This is a genomic window from Mesorhizobium sp. M0408 (assembly GCF_040321495.1).
Lineage (GTDB): Bacteria > Pseudomonadota > Alphaproteobacteria > Rhizobiales > Rhizobiaceae > Mesorhizobium.
The window spans coordinates 15903-40339 of record NZ_JAMYRO010000003.1 but is presented as its reverse complement, the minus strand read 5'-3'; the positions used below and the strand labels follow the sequence as shown (position 1 = coordinate 40339).

Annotated in this window: 26 protein-coding genes and 1 tRNA gene; 18 read left to right on the top strand and 9 right to left on the bottom strand. The window is 61.7% G+C overall.

Annotation, left to right across the window (positions count from 1 at the left end; translation table 11 throughout):
• Positions 1-199: 199 nt before the first annotated feature.
• The gene (gap, locus tag NKI67_RS04160; RefSeq protein WP_023678507.1) at positions 200-1210 is read right to left on the bottom strand and encodes a type I glyceraldehyde-3-phosphate dehydrogenase; all 1011 of its coding nucleotides are present in this window, start codon (positions 1208-1210) and stop codon (positions 200-202) included.
• A 158-nt stretch (positions 1211-1368) separates the two neighbouring features.
• Positions 1369-3360: a transketolase gene (tkt, locus tag NKI67_RS04155; RefSeq protein WP_352571981.1), complete on the bottom strand. Its 1992-nt coding sequence runs from the start codon at positions 3358-3360 to the stop codon at positions 1369-1371.
• Positions 3361-3620: 260 nt separating this feature from the next.
• Between tkt and NKI67_RS04150 the strand changes: the two genes are divergently transcribed.
• The 4 genes from NKI67_RS04150 to NKI67_RS04135 all read left to right on the top strand — a co-directional run bounded on the left by NKI67_RS04150 (position 3621) and on the right by NKI67_RS04135 (position 6120).
• Positions 3621-3893, top strand: coding sequence for a DUF4164 domain-containing protein (locus tag NKI67_RS04150; protein ID WP_006200774.1), 273 nt, complete (start codon positions 3621-3623; stop codon positions 3891-3893).
• A gap of 4 nt (positions 3894-3897) precedes the next feature.
• Positions 3898-4263, top strand: a complete 366-nt coding sequence (locus NKI67_RS04145; protein ID WP_023678510.1) for a cell division protein ZapA — start codon at positions 3898-3900, stop codon at positions 4261-4263.
• Between the two features lie 174 nt (positions 4264-4437).
• Positions 4438-5097 (top strand): peroxiredoxin, encoded by a 660-nt coding sequence (locus tag NKI67_RS04140; RefSeq protein ID WP_023678511.1) that lies wholly within the window; start codon positions 4438-4440, stop codon positions 5095-5097.
• 150 nt (positions 5098-5247) lie between these two features.
• Positions 5248-6120: an MBL fold metallo-hydrolase gene (locus NKI67_RS04135; protein ID WP_352634145.1), complete on the top strand. Its 873-nt coding sequence runs from the start codon at positions 5248-5250 to the stop codon at positions 6118-6120.
• A 182-nt stretch (positions 6121-6302) separates the two neighbouring features.
• Here NKI67_RS04135 and NKI67_RS04130 read toward each other — a convergent pair whose 3' ends face one another.
• From NKI67_RS04130 to NKI67_RS04120, 3 genes are all read right to left on the bottom strand, one after another.
• Positions 6303-6812, bottom strand: coding sequence for a hypothetical protein (locus NKI67_RS04130; RefSeq protein ID WP_352634143.1), 510 nt, complete (start codon positions 6810-6812; stop codon positions 6303-6305).
• 446 nt (positions 6813-7258) lie between these two features.
• Positions 7259-8170 (bottom strand): RNA polymerase sigma factor RpoH, encoded by a 912-nt coding sequence (gene rpoH, locus NKI67_RS04125; protein ID WP_023678514.1) that lies wholly within the window; start codon positions 8168-8170, stop codon positions 7259-7261.
• Between the two features lie 187 nt (positions 8171-8357).
• Complete coding sequence (locus tag NKI67_RS04120) at positions 8358-9398, bottom strand: RluA family pseudouridine synthase (protein WP_352634141.1); 1041 nt, start codon at positions 9396-9398, stop codon at positions 8358-8360.
• Between the two features lie 26 nt (positions 9399-9424).
• Between NKI67_RS04120 and NKI67_RS04115 the strand changes: the two genes are divergently transcribed.
• From NKI67_RS04115 to NKI67_RS04105, 3 genes are all read left to right on the top strand, one after another.
• Positions 9425-9808, top strand: coding sequence for a fimbrial protein (locus NKI67_RS04115; RefSeq protein ID WP_352634139.1), 384 nt, complete (start codon positions 9425-9427; stop codon positions 9806-9808).
• Positions 9805-10212, top strand: a complete 408-nt coding sequence (locus NKI67_RS04110) for a VOC family protein (protein WP_352634137.1) — start codon at positions 9805-9807, stop codon at positions 10210-10212. The genes NKI67_RS04115 and NKI67_RS04110 overlap by 4 nt, the downstream gene beginning before the upstream one ends.
• A 90-nt stretch (positions 10213-10302) precedes the next feature.
• Positions 10303-10377, top strand: a tRNA-Glu gene (locus tag NKI67_RS04105).
• A gap of 512 nt (positions 10378-10889) precedes the next feature.
• Here NKI67_RS04105 and NKI67_RS04100 read toward each other — a convergent pair.
• Entirely contained in the window at positions 10890-11957 is a 1068-nt protein-coding gene (locus tag NKI67_RS04100; protein ID WP_031212146.1) for an adenylate/guanylate cyclase domain-containing protein, read from the bottom strand.
• Positions 11958-12073: 116 nt separating this feature from the next.
• Between NKI67_RS04100 and NKI67_RS04095 the strand changes: the two genes are divergently transcribed.
• The 4 genes from NKI67_RS04095 (at position 12074) to tolA (ending at position 15171) form a co-directional block, all read left to right on the top strand.
• Positions 12074-12514 carry an SRPBCC family protein gene (locus tag NKI67_RS04095; protein WP_023678521.1) on the top strand — a complete coding sequence of 147 codons (441 nt, stop codon included), beginning with the start codon at positions 12074-12076 and terminating at the stop codon, positions 12512-12514.
• A 418-nt stretch (positions 12515-12932) separates the two neighbouring features.
• Entirely contained in the window at positions 12933-13514 is a 582-nt protein-coding gene (locus NKI67_RS04090) for a VOC family protein (protein WP_352619700.1), read from the top strand.
• Positions 13515-13541: 27 nt separating this feature from the next.
• A complete protein-coding gene (locus NKI67_RS04085) occupies positions 13542-14405 on the top strand; it encodes a glutathione S-transferase family protein (RefSeq protein WP_352574823.1) in 864 nt (287 codons plus the stop codon).
• A gap of 364 nt (positions 14406-14769) precedes the next feature.
• Positions 14770-15171 carry a cell envelope integrity protein TolA gene (gene tolA, locus NKI67_RS04080; RefSeq protein WP_352644517.1) on the top strand — a complete coding sequence of 134 codons (402 nt, stop codon included), beginning with the start codon at positions 14770-14772 and terminating at the stop codon, positions 15169-15171.
• A gap of 137 nt (positions 15172-15308) precedes the next feature.
• Here the strand turns inward: tolA and NKI67_RS04075 are convergent, their stop codons facing one another.
• Entirely contained in the window at positions 15309-15524 is a 216-nt protein-coding gene (locus NKI67_RS04075; protein WP_023678527.1) for a hypothetical protein, read from the bottom strand.
• Positions 15525-15858: 334 nt separating this feature from the next.
• Here NKI67_RS04075 and NKI67_RS04070 point away from each other — a divergent pair, with 334 nt between their 5' ends.
• Entirely contained in the window at positions 15859-16830 is a 972-nt protein-coding gene (locus NKI67_RS04070; RefSeq protein ID WP_023678528.1) for a DUF2865 domain-containing protein, read from the top strand.
• Between the two features lie 83 nt (positions 16831-16913).
• On the opposite strand, the gene NKI67_RS04065 is transcribed toward NKI67_RS04070, so the two are convergent.
• A complete protein-coding gene (locus NKI67_RS04065) occupies positions 16914-17267 on the bottom strand; it encodes a hypothetical protein (RefSeq protein WP_023678529.1) in 354 nt (117 codons plus the stop codon).
• 652 nt (positions 17268-17919) lie between these two features.
• On the opposite strand from NKI67_RS04065, the gene pstS reads away from it, so the two are divergent.
• The 6 genes from pstS to phoB are packed head-to-tail and all read left to right on the top strand — an operon-like array spanning position 17920 to position 23131.
• Positions 17920-18981: a phosphate ABC transporter substrate-binding protein PstS gene (gene pstS, locus NKI67_RS04060; protein WP_031212147.1), complete on the top strand. Its 1062-nt coding sequence runs from the start codon at positions 17920-17922 to the stop codon at positions 18979-18981.
• A gap of 59 nt (positions 18982-19040) precedes the next feature.
• On the top strand, positions 19041-20030 hold the full coding sequence (gene pstC / locus NKI67_RS04055) for a phosphate ABC transporter permease subunit PstC (RefSeq protein WP_023678531.1): 990 nt from the start codon (positions 19041-19043) through the stop codon (positions 20028-20030).
• 3 nt (positions 20031-20033) lie between these two features.
• Entirely contained in the window at positions 20034-20885 is an 852-nt protein-coding gene (pstA, locus tag NKI67_RS04050) for a phosphate ABC transporter permease PstA (protein ID WP_023678532.1), read from the top strand.
• Positions 20882-21685, top strand: coding sequence for a phosphate ABC transporter ATP-binding protein PstB (gene pstB, locus NKI67_RS04045; protein WP_031212148.1), 804 nt, complete (start codon positions 20882-20884; stop codon positions 21683-21685). The genes pstA and pstB overlap by 4 nt, the downstream gene beginning before the upstream one ends.
• Positions 21686-21717: 32 nt before the next feature.
• Complete coding sequence (gene phoU, locus NKI67_RS04040) at positions 21718-22425, top strand: phosphate signaling complex protein PhoU (RefSeq protein ID WP_023678534.1); 708 nt, start codon at positions 21718-21720, stop codon at positions 22423-22425.
• A gap of 16 nt (positions 22426-22441) precedes the next feature.
• Positions 22442-23131, top strand: coding sequence for a phosphate regulon transcriptional regulator PhoB (gene phoB, locus NKI67_RS04035; RefSeq protein ID WP_031212149.1), 690 nt, complete (start codon positions 22442-22444; stop codon positions 23129-23131).
• Between the two features lie 9 nt (positions 23132-23140).
• Here phoB and NKI67_RS04030 read toward each other — a convergent pair whose 3' ends face one another.
• Entirely contained in the window at positions 23141-24385 is a 1245-nt protein-coding gene (locus NKI67_RS04030) for an ROK family protein (protein ID WP_023678536.1), read from the bottom strand.
• Between the last annotated feature and the right edge of the window lie 52 nt (positions 24386-24437).

Here is a 24437-nt window from a genome sequence, read left to right as displayed (position 1 = left end):
CGATATGCTCCGGCATCACGGGAGAGTGGGGCGAAGACATGGCCGCTGCAAGGCAGCAGCGTGGCTTTTTGCCCCACGCTGCCGATCGTCGAAAGTTTTGGCACCCCCGAGCAGCGGAGCGTGCCTCGGCGGTTCGTGCTGCAATGAAAAACGCCCGGACTGAGCCGGGCGTCTCCAGGTCGAGAAGCTGGCTCTGCGATCAGGCGATGGTCTTGCCGAAGGCGACGGCGGTATCGCCCATGCGGTTGGAAAAGCCCCACTCATTGTCGTACCACGACAGCACCGAAACGAAGTTGCCGTCCATGACCTTGGTCTGGTCGAGCGCCACGATCGAGGAATGCGGATCATGGTTGAAGTCGATCGAAACATTGGGGTGACGGGTAACGGCGAGGATGCCCTTCAGCTTGCCGTTCGAGGCGGCGATCACCGCGTCATTGATCTCCTGGACGGTGGTCGGCCGCTTGGCGATGAACTTGAAATCGACGAGCGAGACGTTCGGGGTCGGCACGCGGATGGAGATGCCGTCGAGCTTGCCCTTGAGTTCGGGCAGTACCAGGCCGATGGCCTTGGCAGCACCGGTCGAGGTCGGAATCTGCGACAGCGCGGCGGCGCGGGCGCGGTAGAGGTCCTTGTGCATGGTGTCCAGCGTCGGCTGGTCGCCGGTGTAGGAATGGATCGTCGTCATCATGCCCTTCTCGATGCCGACCGCCTCATTCAGCACGGCCGCCAGCGGCGCCAGGCAGTTGGTGGTGCAGGAGGCGTTCGAGATGACGATGTGGTCCTTGGTCAGCTTGTCGTGATTGATGCCATAGACGACGGTGAGATCGGCGCCCTCTGCCGGAGCGGAGACGAGAACGCGCTTGGCACCGGCGGTCAGATGGGCGACGGCCTTGTCGCGGGCGGTGAAGATGCCGGTGCATTCGAGCGCGATGTCGATGCCAAGCTCCTTCCAGGGCAGTTGCGTCGGATCCTTGATCGCGGTGACCTTGAATTTTTCCTTGCCGACGATGATCTGGTCGCCGTCAACCGTCACCTCATGCGGAAAGCGGCCATGCACGCTGTCGAAGCGCAGCAGATGCGCGTTGGTCTCGACCGGGCCGAGATCGTTGACCGCGACGACGTCGATATCCTTGCGGCCGGATTCATGGATGGCGCGCAGGATGTTGCGGCCGATGCGGCCGAATCCGTTGATGGCAACTCTGACGGTCATTGTTCTCTCCCTGGGAGTTGGAGGCCGAAGATCAAGTCCGCAGCTTCATAACGGCGGACGGGCAAAGAATCCAGCCGCCGAGGCGTGGATTTAAATCGATTAGTGCTCCACCGCCCGGCAAAACCGCTATGCCAGCCTTTGCCGGGCGGGGCTCACTTTCATTTGCCATGCAGACGGGCTTCCGCCGCCTTCACCGTTGCCTCGGCTGTGATGCCGAAATGCGGGTAGAGCTGTTCGATGGTGCCGGAGGCGCCGAAGCCGGTCATGCCGACAAAGATGCCGTCGGTGCCGATGAAGTGATCCCAGCCCTGACGGATGCCGGCTTCGATGGCAATCTTGAGCGGCGCATTGCCGATCGTCCTGCTGCGGTAGTCGGCGCTCTGCTTGTCGAACAATTCGAAACACGGCACCGAGACGACGCGGGTCGCGTGGCCGTGCTTTTCCAAGGCCTCGCGGGCAGCCAGCGCGATCTCGACCTCGGAGCCCGAAGCGAAGATCGTCACCGCCGCCTCGCCACTGGCGGCGGCAAGTTCATAGGCGCCGCGGCTGGAGAGGTTTTCCGCAACGAAGTCGTTGCGTACCGTCGGCAGGTTCTGCCGGGTCAGCGCCAATGTCGAAGGCGTCTTTTCCGACTCAATGGCCAACTGCCAGCATTCCGCGGTTTCCACCGCGTCGGCCGGGCGGAAGACATTGTGGTTCGGAATGGCGCGAAGTGCTGCCAGATGCTCGACCGGCTGATGGGTCGGGCCGTCTTCGCCAAGGCCGATGGAATCATGGGTCATGACGAAGATCGAGCGGATGCCCATCAGCGAAGCAAGCCGCATCGCCGGACGGGCATAATCGGAAAAGCACATGAAAGTGCCGCCGTAGGCGATAATGCCGCCATGCAATGTCAGCCCGTTGAGCGCGGCTGCCATGCCGTGCTCGCGAACGCCGTAATGAACGTAGCGCTGGCCGTAATCGTCGGCGGTGATGTTCTTGGTCTGGCTAGTCTTGGTGTTGTTGGAGCCGGTCAAATCGGCCGAGCCGCCGATGGTTTCGGGCACGGCGCCGTTGATGACCTCCAGCGCCATTTCCGATGACTTACGGGTGGCGACCTTCGGCTTGTCGGCGACGAGCTTCTTCTTGTAATCGCCAATGACGGCGTCGAAGTTGGCCGGCAGCGTGCCACTGATGCGGCGTTCGAACTCTGCGCGCAATTTGGCATCAGCCTTGGCAAGCCGGCTTTCCCAGTCGGTGCGCGCCTTGACGCCGGTCCGCCCGGCGGTACGCCATGCGTCGAGGATATCGGCCGGAACCTCGAAGGGCGGATAATCCCAGCCGAAGAATTTTCTGGCGCCAGCGATTTCCTCGGCGCCGAGCGGCGAGCCATGCGCCTTGTTGGTGCCGGCCTTGGTCGGCGCGCCGAAGCCGATGGTCGTCTTGCAGGCGATCATCGTCGGCTTGTCGGAGTGGCGGGCCGCTTCGATGGCATAGGCGATCGCTTCCGGGTCCTGGCCGTCGATATGGCTGGCATTCCAGCCGGACGCCTGGAAGCGGGCGACCTGATCGGTGTTATCGGCGAGCGACACCGGGCCATCGATCGAGATGTTGTTGTTGTCCCAGAAGACGATCAGCTTGTTCAGCTTCAGATGCCCGGCAAGCGCGATGGCTTCCTGGGATACGCCTTCCATCAGGCAGCCGTCGCCGGCCAGCACATAGGTGTAGTGGTCGACGAGATCTTTGCCGAAAGCGGCATTCATGATGCGCTCGCCGAGCGCGAAGCCGACCGAATTGGCAAGGCCCTGGCCGAGTGGGCCTGTCGTCGTCTCGATGCCGGCGGCATGGCCGTATTCCGGGTGGCCCGCCGTCCTCGACCCCAATTGGCGGAACTGCTTGATCTGGTCGATGGTGATGTCTTCGTAGCCGGTCAGATAGAGCAGCGAGTAAAGCAGCATCGAGCCGTGGCCGGCCGACAGGATAAAGCGGTCGCGGTCCGGCCAATGCGGGTTTTTCGGATCGTATTTGAGAAAGCGGGTGAACAGCACCGTGGCGATGTCGGCGCAGCCCATGGGCAGTCCGGGGTGGCCGGAATTTGCCTTCTCGACGGCGTCCATGGCGAGAAAACGGATCGCATTGGCCATCCGGTCATGTTGTTCGCGCGAGGTCATGCTTCCTCCAAAATGGGGGTTTGGGCCTTGGGAAAGCCCTTGAAAAGGGTGCGCGACACATAGCAGGCGCGGCCTTTTAGTCAACAAATCGGTGTGCTTTTGCCGGTCTTGTGATGGCCATGCGCGACTTACATTAGCGTTAGCAGGGGACAGTCGCGACAGCTTTATTGACGTGCGGTTCACACGACGCGTAATGTTTCAGGGATAACGCGTTCTGAACGTGGATGATTCGGTGATGGGCAGGGCGCAGGACGAAAGCCATGACCGGGGAAACGACCCTCAAAGAAGTCATTGCCAGGCTGGGTAAGGCCATCGAAGGGCTGGAAAACGCCGTCGCGGCCAAGCTCGAGCACGAGCGGGACTATTCGGAAGCCGAGGCCGAAGTGCAGCGGATGAACGCCGACCGCTCGCGGCTGGCGCAGGAACTCGACAATTCCGAGGCCCGCGCCGAACGGCTGGAAGATGCCAACAAGGAAGTGTCGCGAAGGCTGGTGACAGCCATGGAAACCATCCGCGCGGTACTGGACAGGTAGGCTAATGGCACAAGTCACGGTTTCCATCGACGGCAAGCAGTATCGGATGGCCTGCGACGAGGGCCAGGAAGAGCATCTGATCGATCTTGCCGAGCGCTTCGACCGCTATGTTTCGCATCTGAAGGATTCTTTTGGCGAGATTGGCGACCAGCGGCTGACCGTGATGGCCGGCATCATGGTCATGGACGAGCTTTCGGAACTGCAAAAGCGGGTCAAGGGCATGGAAAGCGAAGTGCTGACGCTGCGCAAGACGCGCGACGACGCACTGACCAAGGCCGACAAGAACGATTCCGCGCTGACCGGGGCGCTCGGCGCGCTGGCCCAGCGCATGGAAGACCTGGCGACGACGCTGGCAGTGAACAAGGCCTGAGCCAGCGCAGCGAAAATTCCTGCGGCATTTGCCGAGAAGCAATGAAAATATTTCGCCGCCGGCCTTGATGCCGGCGCAACAGGCATTTGAAGGATGACGCCGGAGTGATAGAAAGGCAAAAGCAGCGCCGGTCAACGCCGGCTGCGATCTGCACTCACAGGGTAGGGACACGCCATGAGCCTTCGTATCAACGATATCGCACCGGACTTCACCGCTGAGACCACGCAAGGACCGATCAGCTTCCATGAATGGATCGGCGACGGCTGGGCAGTATTGTTCAGCCATCCGAAGAACTTTACGCCGGTTTGCACGACCGAACTCGGCACGATGGCCGGGCTCGAAGGCGAGTTCAGGAAGCGCAACGTCAAGATCATCGGCATCTCGGTCGATCCCGTCCAAAGCCATGAAAAGTGGCAGAACGACATCAAGACCGCGACCGGCCATTCGGTGAACTACCCGCTGATCGGCGACAAGGATCTCAAGGTCGCCAAGCTTTACGAGATGCTGCCGGCGGGTGCCGGCGAGAGCTCGGAAGGCCGCACGCCGGCGGACAATGCCACGGTGCGCTCGGTCTACGTCATCGGGCCCGACAAGAAGATCAAGCTGGTTCTCACCTACCCGATGACGACCGGCCGCAACTTCGACGAAATCCTGCGCGCCATCGATTCCATGCAGCTGACCGCCAAGCACCAGGTGGCGACGCCGGCGAACTGGAAGCAGGGCGAGGACGTCATCATCACCGCTGCCGTCTCGAATGAAGATGCCATCAAGCGTTTCGGCGCCTACGAGACAATCCTGCCATATCTCAGGAAAACCAAGCAGCCTTCCGCCTGAGCAGGCAGAGGCGGCACGGAGAATTTTCGGTTTTCTTGGCCGTATGAGCATGGGGTGCTTGACGGCGCCTGGTTGACGGACAACCATGCCTTTCATTTGCCGTGGCAGAGAAAGTCATTCCTGCCACGGTGAGGATCAAGGGGGCTGGGATTGGACGCATTATCGGCCAGGTCGCAGGTCACCGGCTTCTATGACAAGCCGAGCGGGTCCGTCCAGTATGTGGTCGCCGACATGGCGACCCGCAAATGCGCCATCATCGATCCGGTGCTCGACTTCGACGAAAGGTCCGGTACAACGGCAACGAAAAATGCCGACGCCCTGCTCGACTTCGTCAGGGAAAGCGGGCTGGAGGTCGAGTGGATCCTCGACACGCATCCGCATGCCGATCATTTCTCCGCCGCCCATTATCTGAGGGGGAGAACCGGAGCGCCGACGGCAATCGGCGAAAAGGTCATCGACGTCCAGAAATTGTGGAAGGTGATCTACAACTGGCCGGAATTCCCCGCCGACGGTTCGCAATGGGACAGGCTGTTCGCCGACGGCGCAACTTTTTCGGTCGGCCGCCTTCCGGCAAGAGTGCTGTTCTCGCCGGGCCACACACTGGCCTCGATCACTTACGTCATCGGCGACGCCGCCTTCATCCACGACACGCTGTTCATACCGGACAGCGGGACCGCCAGGACAGACTTTCCCGGCGGCAGTGCCGAGCGGCTCTGGCACTCGATCGAGGACATCCTGGCGCTGCCGGACGAGACACGTCTGTTCGTCGGTCACGACTACCAGCCGGGCGGTCGCGAAGCGCGCTGGGAAAGCACGGTCGCGGAGCAGAAAGCCGGCAACATCCATGTTGCCGGCTGCAAGGCGGAAGCCGACTTCGTCGCGCTCCGCCAGGCCCGCGACAGGACCTTGCCGATGCCGCGGCTGATCCTGCACGCGCTGCAGGTGAACATGAATGGCGGACGCCTGCCGGAACCGGAATCCAACGGGCGGCGCTATCTGAAATTTCCGCTCGATTGCCTGTGAGGAGATGGGTCGCTGGCACTACAATGCCATTCAGACTCGGCGCCGCCCTCATCGTTCTGCGAGGGTCATCCAAGCTATTGATCCTGATTCGATTTTTGCGATGTTTGAATCCGAGAGGTCCATGCGGGAAGACGGTGGCGGCAGCCCGATGAGGAGCAGCGCAGACGCCAGCCAGTCCAGCGTCAGGGTTTTGTTCGGCGGGCTAAATGTTCATACGTGATTTGCCAAGGATCGCTCTCGGAAGATCTTTCCTCGCCGATCCAATGGAAGCTGTTGGCAGTGATCTCGGTGAAACGCCACCGAGTTTGCAGACCGCGCGAGTCATTGCCGAGCTGGACAATGTCCTCACCCTCGGCCCGCCCGATCTGGCGCGAGTGATCCCGGTTGAGCGGGTCGTTCCATATGATATGCCAGCCATCGATCCCAGGGTCGAAGATGCGCAAGGTTGTGCCATACATCGCGGACGGAGCAGGGCGCTTGGGCCTGATCCAAACGTCCTGAATCGCGCGGCCTTCGAGCACCCAGCCAAAATGGCATTCGCCATCCCATTTCTGGATTGTGCCGTCGTCGAGGTAGTGGACCGAGTCCATTTCCCAGCTTCCAATTAGCCATCCATACAGGGCCATGTCTTTCGCTCGATCGGCTGGCGGACCGTCGGATCCGAGAGCGGCCAGAAACGGAGAAATCGTCATCGTCACACTGCCTTTCGTTTTCAATAGACGAGCTCAACTGCCCGGCGCAGCCCCGGCGGCTCGTTGTCGCGCCGCCTGCCGCGAGCGCCGGGTTGTGGAATGCCGCGGTCGGCGCCGCAACATTGCCGCCACAGCTTGCAGTCTTGCGGTTTTCAGGGCTTGGGGAAAATTGCGGTAATGCCGCTATCGATGCGATCGTCTGGAGACGCCATGGCAAGGCTACTGAGCAGTTATGGCGGCGGATCGGACATCCGCGAAGGCGCCGCGGAACCGGCAACCCGCTAATGCATGTCGCGCAAAAGTGTGCAGCGGTTTTGCGATAACGACATGCATAAAAACAAGAATCTAAAGCGCGTCGCACAAGGCCGGCCGAACGCGACGCGCTTTAGAAAAAACGGCGGCGCCAGTTACCTGACGCCGCCGTTATTTGTTTCTACCGGAAGGTCTTACGCCGCCGGCTGCGCCTCGATGGTGCGCAGCGCCTGCGTCTGGCGCTTGGCCGCGGCCTTGACCGCGTCCTGCACCTTCTCGAAGGCGCGCACCTCGATCTGGCGCACGCGCTCGCGGCTGATATCGAACTCGGCCGACAGCTCTTCAAGCGTCAACGGCTCATCGGCGAGGCGGCGCGCCTCGAAGATGCGGCGTTCGCGGTCGTTGAGCACGGCAAGAGCGCCCGACAGCATGCCGCGCCGGTTTTCCAGCTCGTCCTGCTCGATCAGCATCTCTTCCTGGCTTTCGTGGTCGTCGACCAGCCAGTCCTGCCATTCGCCGGACTCGCCTTCACTGGCCCGGATGGGCGCATTGAGCGAGGCGTCGCCCGACAGACGGCGGTTCATCGACACGACTTCCGCTTCCGAGACGTTCAGCCGGGTGGCAATCTCGGTGATCTGGTCGGGCTTCAAATCGCCTTCGTCGAGCGCCTGGATCTTGCCCTTCACCTTGCGCAGGTTGAAGAACAGGCGCTTCTGGTTGGCGGTGGTGCCCATCTTGACCAGGCTCCACGAGCGCAGGATGTATTCCTGGATAGAGGCCTTGATCCACCACATCGCATAGGTGGCGAGACGGAAACCGCGCTCCGGTTCGAATTTCTTGACGGCCTGCATCAGGCCGACATTGCCTTCCGAGATCACCTCACCGATCGGCAGGCCATAGCCGCGATAGCCCATGGCGATCTTGGCGACGAGCCGAAGGTGGCTGGTGACGAGCTTGTGCGCAGCCGTGGTGTCCTCATGCTCGGCATAGCGCTTGGCGAGCATGTACTCTTCCTGCGGCTGAAGCATCGGAAAGCGGCGGATTTCTTCCAGGTAGCGGCTGAGACCGCCTTCGCCGGAAACGATACTGGGTAATGACTGGGCCATGATAGCGCCCCCTCTCTATTGGAGTGATGCCCCCGAAACGCGGCGGGCATGTGGCGCGAATGCCAAAGGCACATTCGCGCCAACCGACATATATAGGAACAAAACCAGAAAGACAGGCATTTGTTCAACACGAAACAGTGTGTCACGTTGAAGTGAACAGCGCCGGTCAGGTTTTCAGGTGGTTGGTTCAGAGCTTGCGGAAGCCGTCGACGAGTTCCTCCATGTCCCACGGTATCGGTGCTTCGAACCTCATCGTTAGATGGGTATCCGGATGCCGAAATGCAAGGAGGCGGGCGTGCAAAGCTTGTCGCGGAAACGCTTTTACCTTGCTTCTTAGCGGCTCGGGCAACCGATTGGCCTTGGTGCGGAAAGCCTGGCCGTATTCGGGGTCGCCAATCACCGGATGGCCGATATGGGCCATGTGGACGCGTATCTGGTGAGTGCGACCGGTTTCCAGCCGGCATTCGACCAGGCTCGCCGTGGCGAATTCCTGCTGCTGCTCGCCAAAGCGCTCGACAACGGTGAAATGCGTGACGGCGTGGCGGGCATCGTCGCGGCCTTGCGGCACCACGGCGCGGCGTACCCGGTCGGCGGCGCGGCCGAGCGGCGCGTCGACCGTCCCGGTCGGCCTTGCCGGTATGCCCCAGACCAACGCCAGATACGCGCGCTCGAGATCGCCGGTCAGGCCGTGGTCGGCAAAGGCCTCCGACAACGCCTTGTGGGCGCGATCGGTCTTGGCGACGACCATGACGCCACTGGTCTCCTTGTCGAGGCGGTGGACGATGCCCGGCCGTCTCACCCCGCCGATGCCCGACAGGCTATCACCGCAATGATGGATCAGCGCGTTGACCAGCGTGCCGGTCCAGTTGCCGGCGCCGGGATGCACGACCAGCCCGGCCGGCTTGTTGATGACGATCAGCTCGCTGTCCTCGTAGAGGACGTCCAGCGCAATATCTTCGCCTTGCGGCTCCGCCGGTTCCGGCTCCGGCATGTCGACCGACACGCTGTCACCTTGTGCCATCTTGCGCTTCGTTTCGTCGACCTGCCTGCCGCCGATCCTGACGGCGCCCTGCTTTATCAGCATCTGTACCCGGCTGCGCGACATGTCGGGGCCGAGCCTGGCCGCCAGCCATTGGTCGAGCCGCTGGCCGGCCGCATCAGCGCCCGCCTCCAGGACGATCGGTCCGGCCCCTATTAATTGTCTGACCTCTTCGTTATGAGCGCTCATCGAAAACAGTTCCGGAATCTGCTGCCATGGCCCGGCCGCTTGCCGACGAAGACGAGGAAAAGCCGCTCGACCCCGAGGTCGAAAAGGTGCGGAGGAAGCTCGTCCGCTTCGTCGCCATCAATCTCGGCCTGCTGTTCCTCGCCCTTATGGTGGTGATCGCAGCACTTGTCTACAAAGCGCGCAACGCGCCGCCTACCGCCCCTCCGCTAAGCAGCGACATCCAGGTGCCGATCGGCGAAACGGTCAACGGCGACATCGTGCTGCCGGTCGGCGCCAGGGTGATCAGCCAATCGCTCTCCGGCAATCACCTGTCGATCGACGCCGAGCTGCCCGACGGCAGCCGCGCCATCTTCGTTTATGACATCACCGAGCGCCGCATCGTCGGGCGTTTTTCGATCAGGAACAAATGACCGGTTTTGCCGAACACCGCAGCATTGCCACGGTCGCGCTTGTCGTCGCAAATTATGACGAGGCGATCTCGTGGTATGTCGACCAACTGGGTTTTGTCCTCACCGAAGATGTCGATCTCGGCGGCGGCAAACGCTGGGTCACGATCACGCCGCGCAAAGGGCAGGGCGCGCGGCTGCTTCTCGCCGAAGCATCCGGCGATGCGCAAAGGCACGCCGTCGGCAACCAGACCGGCGGGCGGGTCTTTTTGTTCCTCGAAACCGACGATTTTGCCCGCGACCATGCGCTGATGCTCGAAAAAGGCGTCGAGTTCCGCGAAGCTCCACGCCACGAGGCTTATGGCACGGTCGCGGTTTTCGCCGACCTTTATGGAAATCTCTGGGACCTGATCGAGCAAAAACGCTAGGCTTGTAGCGGATATTTCGTCTGTGCGAGCAGTGGCCTTGAGCCTAGTTGCTTTTTCCCAGCCGTCAGCCTATATCGCCGGTTCTTGAACGCGCCCATCGTCTAGCGGTCAGGACACCGCCCTCTCACGGCGGGAACAGGGGTTCGATTCCCCTTGGGCGTACCAAGTCTCTCCAAGCTCTCGGCAAACCATCAATCCGATCCATCGCCTTGAGTCGCGGCGGGTTTGGCTCATTGCCGCTTCTGGCGCAGCGGAGCCGATTGCATTAGCATTGCATCGTGGGTCTTGAGGCACAGCGTTAGCGGCGCGCAGAACGTCGCGCTGAACAGGGCAGTCGATGCCACGCGGGGAGGAGCCAGATACAGAAACTACAATCGCAAGGCGTCCATCACGCTGGTCGGCACTGCCTGGAGCCGACCTGAGCTACAGCTGCCGGCGGCGGATCGTTTTGGCGAGCTCGGCGAAGGCGCCTCTCCCTCGAAGGGTGGATGCCGGGAAGGCCCTTAGCACCGGCCAGCGAAGCTGCGCGCGACGCGCATGGCTGGGCTCTAAACGCGCCATACTTTAGTTGCAGTATCGTAGCTTCTTTGCCGTTCGAATTTCTCTCGGTCATGGCTTCGCACGATACCAAGATATGCTGCGAACGACACATCCACGGCGGGGCTCAACCATTCGATCTATTCCGGCAAGCCGAAAAGTGTTTGCGCGCCTGCTATTCCTCCGAGCGGATGACTGCCCATGGCGATCATCCGCTCGGTAGTTTCTGCCTCGAACACTGTCGACGCGAGCACCGTCCGTCCCAACGGCTTGCACAGCCCTTCGATGCGGCTGACAAGATTTACAGCCTTGCCAATCGCGGTGAAGTCCAACCTGCCGGCAGTGCCGATATTCCCCCAGAGTATCTCGCCGACATGCAGGCCAATGCCATATCCGAGCTCAGGGCCGCCATTGCGGCGCCGAGTTTGGTTGAGATGATCTATCCCGGCGCGCGTGGCCTTCACGGCGCGTACCGCAGCGTCACATGCGGCATTTGCATCGCGCTCGCCAATCGGGAAAATCGCGAGGACGCCATCACCTATAAACTTGAGAACCTCACCACCAAATGCGTGCACCGCGCCGGCGACGCAATCGAACCAGGCATCAAGTACCAATACGATCTCGTCTGCATCATGAACCTCGGATAGATCGGTGAAACCTCGAAGGTCCGCGCACAGAAGCGCAGCCCGTATCGTCTCTCCCTTTAATCGACGAGAATGACCGTTGAGCACATGTGCTGCACTGCGCTTTCCCAAATATGCTTCGAGCAATGCGCGTTTCGCGGACCGTTCTGCGAGTGCGGTCATCGGAGCCGCAGCAAACCGGGAGATTTGCCGCAGCAGCTCTGACTGCGCCTCATCCGGAGTATGATCGAACGCCCACACCAAAGTCGGTGCGACACCGCCCGCTCGCTCGTCGAACACGATCGCCCGCGTCGTGCCAAGCCACTCCCGCAGCACGAGCCGGGGATCGGCATTCTGGCGGTCGGCGCCTATCCCCAAACCCTCGACCACTTCACCCCCAGACGCTCGCCAGAGCCAGATACGGCGTGAAATGATTGGGTCGGGAGCATCCTGCGCCAGCGCGCCGGCGATGATCGGCAAGCCGTCTTCCAGCAAATGCGTTGAGAGCTGCAATAGAAGTCGCCCACCGTCGCCAATATGCGCGGCGTCGTCCAGAAGGAATGAAAGCGACTTTGCGAGAAGCATCGGTAGAAGGTCACTCGGCTCCGGCTTATGCTTACGCCTCGAACATCTTCTTGCAACTCCCCATATTCGCTTCAATCATGCACGGCATTCGATGCGGATGTGACCTGGAGTGAGCGATGGCGGAATCGGTTTACACAGAAATTGAGGTCGCCGCGCCACAAGCGACCGTGTTCGCGCTTTTGACGGATCCGGACCAGATCGTGCGATGGATCGGGACCGAAGCGAATTTGGATGCATCGCCGGGCGGTCTGTTCCTCGTCAATGTCGGTGGTCGCCATATGGCGCGCGGTGAGTTCACCGAGGTGATCCCGGTCCACCGTCTTGCCTACAGTTTTGGCTGGGAAGACAACGAGACAGTGCCGCCCGGCTCCAGCCATGTCGAGATCGACCTGATCGCGAGGGATGCGGGGACACTGATCCGCTTCACGCACAGCGGACTGCCGAACGCAAAGGAGCGTGACAGCCACCGAAGGGGATGGGAGCACTACCTCTCAAGGCTGAAGATCACTGCCGATGGGGGACATGTCGATCCCGATGTGCCGATGAAGAATATGTGATTTTCATCTAAGGGCCACGGATGCCCGTAATCCGAACCAGGCGCGGCATGCGTCAACGAGGCCCCTTTGACCTGCCGTCGCCAAACCGGCCGCTCGGGAAACCCAGCGACCTGCGGGCCGCCGCACCATTACAGCTGCCGGCGACGGATCGTTTCAGCGAGCTCGGCGAAGGCGTCCGCGATCCCGGTGCCGCTCTTGGCGCCTGCGTGGAGTTCTTGAAACTCAGCGCTTCTGGCGCAACGTCTCGGATTGAATTAGCATCCGTTCATCAAAGCTCCGGCCGCACTCCTGCAGGATGCGGAATGCGGAGCGCAGGCGAGCGAGGCCGGGCGCGGTCACATGCCGGGCGCCGATCCAAGCGCGACTGGGCATCCGAACTTCCGTTCGGCGGCAAGACGGCGTGGCCGGGAGGAGTCAGATGCAAAAACTACAATCGCAAGGCGTCCATCACATCACGCTGGTCGGCGCCGGACGTCAGACCTCGATCGATTTCTGGGAGGGCGTGCTCGGCATGCCTTTCATCTTCGAGCAGCCCAACCTCGACAAGCCAAGCGAAAGCCATCTCTATTTCGATCCGGGCGACGGCCGGCTGATCACCGTCTTCACCGACGAGAGCCGCACGCCGGTCAAGCGGCGCACGCCGACCGATACGGGCTGCGTCCATCACATCGCTTTCGCGGTGTCGCGCGTCACCTTCTTGCAGGCGGTCGCCCGGCTCAACGAGCGTGAAATCAAGCACAGCGGCGTCAAGGATCGCGGTTTCATGGATTCGATCTACTTCGAGGATCCGCTCGGCCTGCTAATCGAGCTCGCCTCCTACCGTTTCGAGCCGCCGGCGGGCTTCACCCATGCCGACGTGCTGATGCAGGCGCACAAGATCCGCGTCGCGCGCGGCGATTACAACATCGCCGAAGTGCACCTTGCCGATGCGATCCAGGCGCTTGTCGAGCACTTGCGCGCAACCTTGTCGGAGGATCGCGCACCGAAAAATCCATACTGACGACACGCCAAACAAAGGGAGGACATAATGGCAAAGACAGCAACGAAGAGTGCGAAAAAGCCCGCCGCCAAGGCAGCCAAACCAGGAGCGAAGCCGGCGGCCAAAGCCGCCGCCAAGTCAGCGGCGAAAGTGGCAAGGCCGGCGACGAAGGTCTCCGGCAGAAAGCCCGCGAAGGCCAAGGCGAAGCCTGCGAAAAAGCCGGCGCTCACGCTCAGCATGCTGAAGCCCAGCGTCAACAATATGAGCGTTCGGGTGTTTGCACGCGCCGCCGGGCTCGATCATTCCGAAACCGACGTTTGGGGCCTCACGCGCTCGCCCGAATATATGGCGCGAAACCCGGCCCATCTTACGCCGATGATCGAGGACAAGGGCCTGCCGAGAGGTGTCTTGTGGGAAAGCTGCGCCATCATGCAGTATCTCGCCAACAAGCACGGGCTGGAGAAATTATATCCCAAGGCGCCGGCCAAGCGGGCAATGATCGACAGCGCCATGTTCTACCTGATCGGCACGCTCTACCCCTATGTGGCGCGCGCCACATATCCTGTACTGAATTTCCCGCAATATGCCGGCGAGGTCGGCCACAGCGACGCCCACCCCGACAAGAAGTCGGAAGCCCAGAAGGCCGCTATAGAAGCGATAGCCGAGCCGCTGGAGGTGTTTCATAGCTTCTTCAGGAACGGCAAGCCGTTCATCGGCGGCAAGAACCCGTCGATCGCCGACATCCGCCTAGCGGCGACGCTCGAGTTCCTCGCCGTAATCGACTATGCGCTGCCCCAATGGGCAAAAGACTATATGGCGGCGATCGAGAAGAAGCTCGGCAAGGCCTATGCCGAGCCGGCCGGCGACGTGCGCGGCTATATCGCCTATGTAAGGTCGCAGGCCAACGCCTGAGGCACGTGCAGGCCGGCGATCGTCCGCACGTTCTGCGGGAGCCGGTAATGATCTGGGGTAATTCTTTCTTACTCTCCCCTGTTTGCACGATGTGGGGAGCTTAAGGTTTCGTTAACCGAAACCCTTTCTACTGGTATTCACCTCCAGCTTGCGACCACGGATGTACCGGCGCGGATGGAAAGCAAAGGTCGGCTGCTCGCCGGCCTTTGCTTATTGCAGCCCTGCCGAAGTTTGCGGCTGACGGCGCTTCACGGCGCCTGAATGGCTGATGAAGCGCGTTGCCGGCATCTTGCCATCGCCGATGTCGGCCCTACCATCGAAGTAGTCCCGTCCTCGATGGCGGTTCAAGGACAGAGGCCCTGTCATGAAAAGCATTGCTGGAATGATAGTGGTTGCAGGCGCCATGCTGGGTGCAGCCGGTCAATCGAATGCAGCGACGCTCAACACCATGCCCGAGGTCGGGGCTGCCATCCAGGCGTGCTGGACCCCTCCGGCGAATGCCGGGAATTCCACCGTCACCCTGAGCTTCAGCTTCAGGCGCGATGGCACGCTGATCGGCCGGCCCAAGCCGACCGCCATCCGCGTCGCCGGCGAGGAGAAGACGCGCCAAGCTTTTGTCGACGCGGCGGTCGCGGCCGTGGACCATTGCCTGCCGTTGAGCTTTTCACCGGCGCTGGCTGAAGGCATCCCGGGCAAGGTGTTCACTCTGCAATTCAACTCGCCCAAACAAGAACAGGCTGCACCGCGAGTGAAGGCTTCGCCTTGATCTTTTCCAAAAACCGGATTCCACTTTTCGGGATCTAGTGCATGTCGCGCAAAAGTGTGCAGCGGTTTTGCGACAACGACATGCATTAGACAAGAACCTAAGCGCGTCGCATGAGGCCCGGTCGACCGCGATGCGCTTTAGTGGCGCCTTCGTCTGGCCTCGACATGTCGCGCCAGTTCCGGCATCTCGAAGACATAGTCGCTCCAGGCCGATTCCGGTATCTGGCCGGCGAGATAGCACTCCAGCAAAAGCCTCTGCTCGTGGTCGAGTGGCCTCGGTGCGCGTTCATGGTCCAACCCAAGTGAATGGAACAGATTCCTGGTCAGGTCCGCGACAGTGAAGTGGATCGACATTTGCGGTCTCCTCCTTTGGCCGCTCAACGCCGATCCCAGGGCTAAGGTTTCAGCAACGGCCGGCCGGTAACGCCGGATTGATCGCGATGCCGAACCCGCCGCGCGCATCAAAACTTCGCCGTGGCGGGCGTCCGCCGGCGTTGCTGCCGGTTCGTCTCAATCTTGAAATAAAAATGTAATATTGAATTTACACGAGTGGATCTAATACACTAGAGCTAAAGTCTCTGGTGGCGATTTGATCTACTCCAATTAGGAAAGACTGATTTAGCTAGTACTTATCCATAGTCGACAAAGAAATCCTGTTCTCGGTGCAACAAGGATAATGGTCGTTCCAATGACACGCTTCTGGCCCCTCACGATTCTGATGCTGGTGTCGGCAATAGCCGTTGCGCTCGGCACATCCTTCTCCTACGCGGATAGCTGCGGTGCCATCAGGAGCCAATTGCTTTCGGCGGGGCGCAGCGGCGGGACCAGCCCCGAGCTTGCCCAACTGCGCCGGCAACTCGCCGCGATTCAAAAGCTTGAGAGACAACGCAGATGCACGGCGAGAACGGCCGGCTTCTTCTTCAATCCCTGCGCCGACCTGGTCAGCAGCAAGGCGGAGGTGCAACGGCAGATCGCCAGACTGTCGAATTCGAGCAGGGACACGTCCGGATTGAAGGCCAGGTTTGTCGCGCTGGGCTGCGCCGCCCCCGCTGCCAAGAAACAGCCGGCGCAGCAACGCACGGCACCCAAGGCCCAGTCCGCAGGCACAACAATTGGCGGCAATCGGATGCTGTTTTGCGTTCGCTTGTCGGACGGATATTTCTTCCCCGCGCCAAAATCGCAGTTCGCCAAGGGCGACGATCTGAAGGAAACGGTCGATCAGTGTCGCTACATCTGCGACGATGCCGGCGTCGACCTCTATACGCTGAGCGACGCCACTCGCGAGACCGAGGAGATGGTCGCGCTCGAGTCGGGAAAACCCTATGTGGAGCTACCTGCCGCGTTCCGGTACCGCGACGACGCGAACTTCAAGGCCTGCGACGTCAAGCGCTATTACCGGCGCGTCGCCGAGCTCAGGGCACGAACCGTGACACCGGCCAACATGAGCAACGCCATCATTCCGTTGCCGACGGCAAAGCCGGATCTTGGCGTCGTCGCGGAAATTCCTGAATCCGGGATCGAAACTGCCGGTGCCGCTCTCGCAGGGGCAAAAACGCCGGTTTTCGAGGTGCCAGGGATTGCCCAGCATCAGTCGATCGAGAAAGCGATCGGCGCGCGGCCGGTGAGAGTGGTCGGGCCGGCCTTTTTCCCGGCGGACTGACCAGGGCGGGCGATGTTCCGAGACGGCTGGCCGGATAGCCGCTTCAAGGCCTGGAGCCGTACGCATCGACGGACGTCGGCTGGTTATTCGCAGACCATGCGGGCCCGTTTGCCGGGCTCGCTGACATTCTTGCAAGTTAGCGGCTTCGTCGGCTCCGGCGACAGCATGGGCGGGTTGTTGGTGATCCTCCTCCGAGGCGTTGCAACGGAAGCCGCGCTCCTGCGCACCGCCGGCCTTTTCGGCGTTTGCGGCGCCACTGGAAAGACGTCGGTCTCCAGTTGCGACTGTTCGGCTTGCGCCTGCGGCGAAGGCCTGTCCCAGAAACGGCGAACATCGAGCGGCTTGGGAATGATGACGGTGCCGTCATAGCTGCGCGCGCAGCCGCTTCCCAGAGGCAGCGCCAGGCACAGGAAGACAGGCAGAATCCGTCGAGACATCAGCAATACCCCTGCAAGCTTATAACGCTGCTTCGGCCTAACCGACAACCGGCGGAATAGGGCGAAGGGAGTAGATACCGTGAAGTAGAGTCGTCGCACTTCCAGTCGAAGGCGTTGCTCGAAGATCGAGCGCCGGGTCGGGCGCGGATGGAGGTCCAGCGCGAGTTAGAACCTTGCGATTCGTCAACGCTTCCAGCGTAAGGCCATGGTGCGATCGCACCATACCAAAGCTGCGCTCAGTGGCGACAATGGGATATTCGAAGTTCCGCTCCTCCAGTTACGGGCGGGAGCAGCGACCGCCGGCAAGAAACAGGGTCAGATTTACCCCAACGGACCTGTTTCGGCGATGGCGCGGCCATGACACGTTCTGGCTGCATGCAACGCGCTCCCGTCCGGCTTTTTTCTTTTAAAGCCGGTGGCTACGATCGCCGAGCAGACGATGCCGGCCGGAATTCACGCAAGCTGCTGATTCCAGCGGCAAACCGCGGCCCATGCCGACAAAGCCCGCGGCCGCTCCTTCTTAACCCGGCTGGGCGCCGTTACCGGAGCGACATGAAACTGTCATGCGACTGTAATAATCGGGGGCTATTGGCCTCAGCGGGCGCCGGAGGAATGGCGCCGAGAGACCATATTCCGAACAGGAGCAGGCCACATGAGACATTTCATCCGCTCGGCGGCCGTTGCGATTGCAATGGCTGCGGCGACGACCACTCTCACCCTGTCCGCCGCGCTCGCCGCGGACATCTCCGGCGCCGGCGCCACCTTCCCCTACCCGATCTATGCGAAGTGGGCCGACACCTACAAGAAAGACACCGGCGTTGGCCTTAACTACCAGTCGATCGGTTCCGGCGGCGGCATCAAGCAGATCAAAGCCAAGACCGTTACCTTCGGCGCTTCGGATGCGCCGCTCAAGGGCGACGAGCTTGAAGCGACCGGACTGGCTCAGTTCCCGATGGTGATGGGCGGCATCGTTCCCGTCGTCAATCTCGAAGGCATCAAGCCGGGCGAGTTGGTTCTCGACGGCCCGACGCTGGCCGACATCTTCCTCGGCAAGATCACGAGCTGGGATGACGAAGCGATCAAGAAGCTTAATCCGGACGTCAAGCTGCCTTCGCAGGCGATCGCGGTCGTTCACCGTTCCGATGGTTCGGGCACGACGTTCAACTTCACCTATTACCTCGGCGACGTCAGCGCGGACTGGAAAGAAAAGGTCGGCGTCGACAAGGCCGTGGAATGGCCGGTCGGCATCGGCGCCAAGGGCAATGAGGGCGTTGCCAACAACGTTTCCCAGACCGGCGGCGCGATCGGTTATGTCGAATATGCCTACGCCAAGCAGAACAAGCTCACCCACACCGATATGATCAACAAGGACGGCAAGAAGGTCGAGCCCACCGCGGCGGCGTTCTCGGCGGCAGCGGCCAATGCCGACTGGAGCTCGCAGCCGGGCTATGGTGTCATCCTCGCCAACGAGCCGGGCGCCGAGTCCTGGCCGATGACGGCGGCAACGTGGATCCTGCTCTACAAGAAGCCGGATGATGCCGCGACCACCGGCGAAGCGCTCAAATTCTTCGCCTGGGCATACGACAAGGGCGACGAGATGGCCGGCGAGCTGGACTACGTTCCGATGCCCGAAAAGGTGGTTGAGAGCGTCAAGGCCATGTGGGCCAAGGAAGTCGTCGGCGACGACGGCAAGCCGCTCTACTCGGCTATGTAATCTCCTCCAGGGAGGGCGTCGATGGCGCCCTCCCTGTTGCCTTCAATCGCGAGGACCCAATGACCATCGCTTCCGATGCCATGCCATCATCTGCAGCAGCCCGGGCCAGGGAAGCTACGGTGCGGCGCTTCGCGCTCACAGATGCCCTATTCCGCGGACTCACCCGCGCTTCCGCAATTCTTGTGCTGGTCATCCTCGGCGGTGTCGCGATCTCGCTGTTTGCCGGCTCATGGCAGGCGCTGTCGTCGTTCGGTTTTTCTTTCCTGACGACTGAAAGCTGGAATCCGGTCACGGAAAAATTTGGCGCACTGGCGCCGATCTACGGCACCCTGGTCACGGCGGCCATCGCCATCCTGATCGCGGTTCCGATCGGCATCGGCATTGCAGTCTTTCTCACCGAGCTCTGCCCGCGCCCGCTCAGGCGCCCGATCGGCATAGCGGTCGAGCTGTTGGCCGGCATTCCTTCGATCATCTACGGCATCTGGGGCCTGTTCGTGTTCGCGCCGTTCCTGCAGACGGCGATACAGCCCTTCATCATCAACGTCTTCCACGGCGTGCCGGGACTATCCAGCCTTTTCGCCGGCCCTCCTTACGGCATCGGCCTTCTGACCTCGGCGCTGATCCTTGCCATCATGGTGCTGCCCTTCATCACCTCGATCACCAAAGACGTCTTCGATACGGTGCCGGCGGTGCTGAAGGAATCGGCCTATGGCATCGGTTGCACGACCTGGGAAGTGACCCGGCGCGTGGTCATTCCCTATACCCGCATCGGCATCATGGGCGGCGTCATGCTTGGCCTGGGCCGGGCGCTCGGCGAGACCATGGCGGTGACCTTCGTCATCGGCAACGCCCACCGCATCAGTGCCTCCCTGTTCGCGCCGGGCACGACGATCTCGGCGACCATCGCCAATGAATTCACCGAGGCCGACGGCGACCTCTACACCTCCTCGCTGGTTTCGCTCGGCCTGATCCTCTTCGTTATCACCTTCCTGATCCTTGCCGCCGCCCGCTATATGTTGATGCGGATCGACGCCCGTACGGGAGCCTGACCGATGTCGACATCCTCATCGCTCCACAGCCGCCGCAAAGCCAGGAATTCGGTGATGATGGCGCTTTGCGTCGTCGCCGCCGGCATCGGGCTTGCCTGGCTGGCGCTCATTCTCGGCGCACTGGTCTATAAGGGCACAGCCGGGCTTTCGCTCGCGGTCTTCACCGAGATGACGCCACCACCGGGCGAGGCCGGCGGCCTGCTCAATGCCATCGCGGGCAGCCTGCTGATGACGATCATCGCCGTTGTCGTCGGCACGCCGATCGGCGTGCTGGCGGGAACCTACATGGCCGAGTATGGACGCTTTTCGCGCATCACCACCGTCGTCCGCTTCATCAACGACATCCTGTTGTCGGCGCCGTCGATCATCATCGGCTTGTTTGTCTATGAGCTGATGGTGCGGCCAATGGGACATTTCTCGGCCATTGCCGGCGCCGTTGCGCTTGCCATCCTGGTCATTCCGGTGGTCGTGCGCACCACTGAAGACATGCTCAACCTGGTGCCGAACGCGTTGCGTGAAGCCGGTGCCGCGATCGGCGCGCCACGCTGGGTGGTGATCCGTTCGGTCGCCTACCGCGCCGCATTGTCCGGCATCGTCACCGGCATATTGCTGGCGATAGCACGCATTTCCGGCGAGACGGCGCCGCTGCTCTTCACCGCGCTCAACAACCAGTTCTGGAGCAGCAATATCAACGCGCCGATGGCCAGCCTGCCGGTGACCATCTTCCAGTTCGCTCTCAGCCCTTACGAGGAATGGCAGCAACTGGCGTGGACCGGCGCACTCATAATCACCCTGACGGTTCTGGGCTTGAGCATCCTCGCCCGCAGCCTTACCGGACGCAGAGAGGACAGATGACACAGATGTTGTCCCCAGACATGACGATGGCCGAAACGGTCGTCGAGAAGACGAAGATCGAGGTCAAGAATCTCAACTTCTACTACGGCCAGAGCAAGGCGCTGAAGGACATCAGCCTGTCACTGCCTGAGCGCAGTGTCACGGCCTTCATCGGCCCTTCGGGGTGCGGGAAATCGACGCTGCTGCGTGTGTTCAACCGCATCTATGAGCTCTACCCAAAACAGACGGCCGAGGGCCAGGTGCTGCTCGACGGCAAGAACATTCTCGACCGGTCGCAGGATCTCAACCTCCTCAGGACCAAGATCGGCATGGTGTTCCAGAAGCCGACGCCGTTCCCGATGTCGATCTACGAGAACATCGCCTTCGGCGTCAGGCTCTACGAGAACCTCGGCAAGTCCGAGATGGACGGCCGCGTCGAACAGGCGTTGAAGCGCGCCGCGCTGTGGAGCGAGGTCAAGGACAAGCTCAACGCCAGCGGCTTGAGCCTGTCCGGCGGCCAGCAGCAGCGGCTCTGTATCGCCCGCACCGTGGCCGTGAAGCCGGAAGTCATTCTGCTCGACGAACCGGCTTCGGCCCTCGACCCGCTGTCGACTGCCAAGATCGAGGAACTGATCGACGAATTGCAAGCCGACTATACGATCGTCATCGTCACCCACAACATGCAGCAGGCGGCGCGCGTGTCGCGCCAGACCGCCTTCATGTATCTGGGTGAACTGGTCGAGTTCGACCGGACCGAGAAGATCTTCACGTCGCCCCGCGAGAAGCGCACGCAGGACTACATCACTGGCCGCTTCGGCTGAGCCGTTCCGATCATGCATATGAGGACAGGACCATGGGCGAACACACAGTCGCTTCTTTCGACGAGGATCTCGAGCAGATCAGCAAGCTGATCCGCGACATGGCCGACCTCGCCGGTTCGATGGTCGGCGGGGCGACCAAGGCCCTGTTGAATTCCGACAACGTGCTGGCGCAACGCGTCGTTTCCGACGACGCCATCATGGATGCGCGTCAACGCGAACTGGACGACCGCGCCATCACCCTGATCGCCAAACGCCAGCCGATGGCCCACGATCTTCGCCATGTGGTCGGAGCGATCCGCATGGCGGGCGACCTCGAACGCATCGGCGACCTTGCCAAGAATATCGCCAAGCGCGTGAGTGCGGTCGGCCTCAGCGCCACGCCGCGGGACCTGTCGCATTCCATCGACGCGATGGCGCAGCTGGTTCTCATCCAGGTGCAGGGTGTCATCGAGGAATATGCTGCAGGCGATGCGGCCGCGTTGGCCAAGCTGCGTGCCGCCGACGAGCGCATCGACGTCAAATACACGTCCGTGTTCCGCGAGCTGTTGACCTACATGATGGAAGATCCGCGCAACATCACCGCTTGCACGCACCTGCTGTTCTGCGCCAAGAATCTGGAGCGGATCGGCGACCATGTCACCAACATCGCCGAAAATGCGTATTATGTGCTGACCGGCGAGCAATTGCCGGTCAATCGTCCGAAGCAGGACGAAACGACAATGTCCGCACCGGTGACATGATGGGGGTGCCCAGCCGATGATCGCACCACGCATAATGGTGGTGGAGGACGAGGAGCCATTGGGTGTGCTGCTCCGCTACAATCTCGAATCCGAAGGCTACCAGGTCGAGGTGGTGACACGCGGCGACGAAGCCGAGATCCGTTTGCAGGAGAATGTGCCCGACCTTTTGGTGCTCGACTGGATGATACCAGCGGTTTCCGGCATCGAGCTCTGTCGTCGGTTGCGGGTGCGCCCCGAAACCGAGCGGCTGCCGATCATCATGCTGACCGCGCGCGGCGAGGAGAGCGACCGGGTGCGCGGGCTTTCGACCGGCGCCGACGACTATCTGGTCAAACCGTTTTCGACACCGGAATTCATGGCCAGGGTCAAGGCGCTGCTGCGGCGCGCCAAGCCGGAAGTGCTGTCCAGCGTGCTGAAGGTCGGCGACATCGTGCTCGATCGCGAATCGCACAGGGTCTATCGCAAGAAGAGCGAAATCAGGCTCGGGCCGACCGAATTCCGGCTGCTCGAGTTCATGATGCGGCATCCGGGCCGTGTCTTCTCGCGCAGCCAGTTACTCGATAATGTCTGGGGCGAGACAATCTACATCGACGAACGCACCGTCGACGTGCATGTCGGGCGGCTGCGCAAAGCCGTCAACAACGGCCGGATGCCGGATGTCATCCGCACCATCCGCGGTGCCGGCTATGCGATCAGGGAAGATTGACCCGCCTGGTCAGGCTACGTTCTTTCTGACGCTGGGCCTCATTTGCGCGCCCGGCGCGAAAATCTCCTGGTCGACGAAGCTTAGCGCCCGCATCGCGCAGCCTTCGCGGATCAGCGGCAATTCGTTCGGCTCTGTATCGAAGGAGATCGAGTCCGAATGCTGGCCGCCGGCGGTCTGGGCGATTGCCTTCCGCAAGGCCGGCTCGATCAGATCGAAGGCGGCGGCACTGGCGCCGACCATCGCGACCGGTGCCGGATCGATCAGCGCGAACAGCGAGCCGAGACCGAAACCCAGCGCTTCGCCGGCCTTGCGGTAGGCCTCGCGTTCCGGCCCATCTTTCTCGCGCGCCCGGGCCGCCAGTGCTCGCATGTCGGCGTCGCTGACGTCGGCGATCGGTTCGCTTTCTTCGCTCATCTGCCTGGCGTTGCGCCAGATGGCGTAGTTGCCGGCATAGGCCTCGATGCAGCCGCGCCGCCCGCAACGGCAGAGCGCGCCGCCCGGACGATGGATCATGTGGCCAAATTCGCCACCCGAGGAATGCGTCCCGGTGAACAGTTCGCCCTTCAGCACCAGCCCCATGCCGATGCCATGCGAAAGCAGGATGGCGATGAAGTCGTCGCGATAGCGATCCGGATTGCGCCAGCGCAAAGCCACCGCCATCATGTTGCAGTCGTTCTCCACCGTTGCCGGGATGCCGAATTCGTCCTCCAGCATGTCGGCAAAGGCGATGTCGGTCTGCGGCGTGATCGGCGACCACAGCATGGCGCGTGCAGGGGAGTCGGTAATGCCCTGAATCGCCAGGGCGATGCGGGCGACACTGCGGACGTCAAGGTCTGGATCCTGCAGCCGGCGCCGGACGATGGCCATGCATTCACGGATCAGCTCGTCGCGCGGCATGGTCAGCGTGTCCAGCCGGCGCTGTTCCTCGGCGACCACCTGTCCCGTATAGTCGATAATGGCGGCCGACAGGAAATTCAGCGACAACACCACGGTCAGCACCGCCGCCGCTTCCGGGTTGAGGGCGAGGCCGACCTGCGGACGACCGCGTTTCAACGAAACGGGCTCACTTGCCTTGCTCTCGGCGAGGATGCCTTCCCGTATCAGGTCGGAAGAGATCGCCGATATGGTCGAATGACTGAGGCCGGTAGTAGCTGCGATCTCAGTACGCGATGGCTGGCCGGCCCGGCGCACCGCCGAGATCACCATCGCCCGGTTGCGCCGGCGCAAATCGTCATGGCGGATTCCGACCGACATTGTTTTGCTTTCCTCCCGGTTGCCGCGGCCGCTCATGAACCGGAAGCCGTCG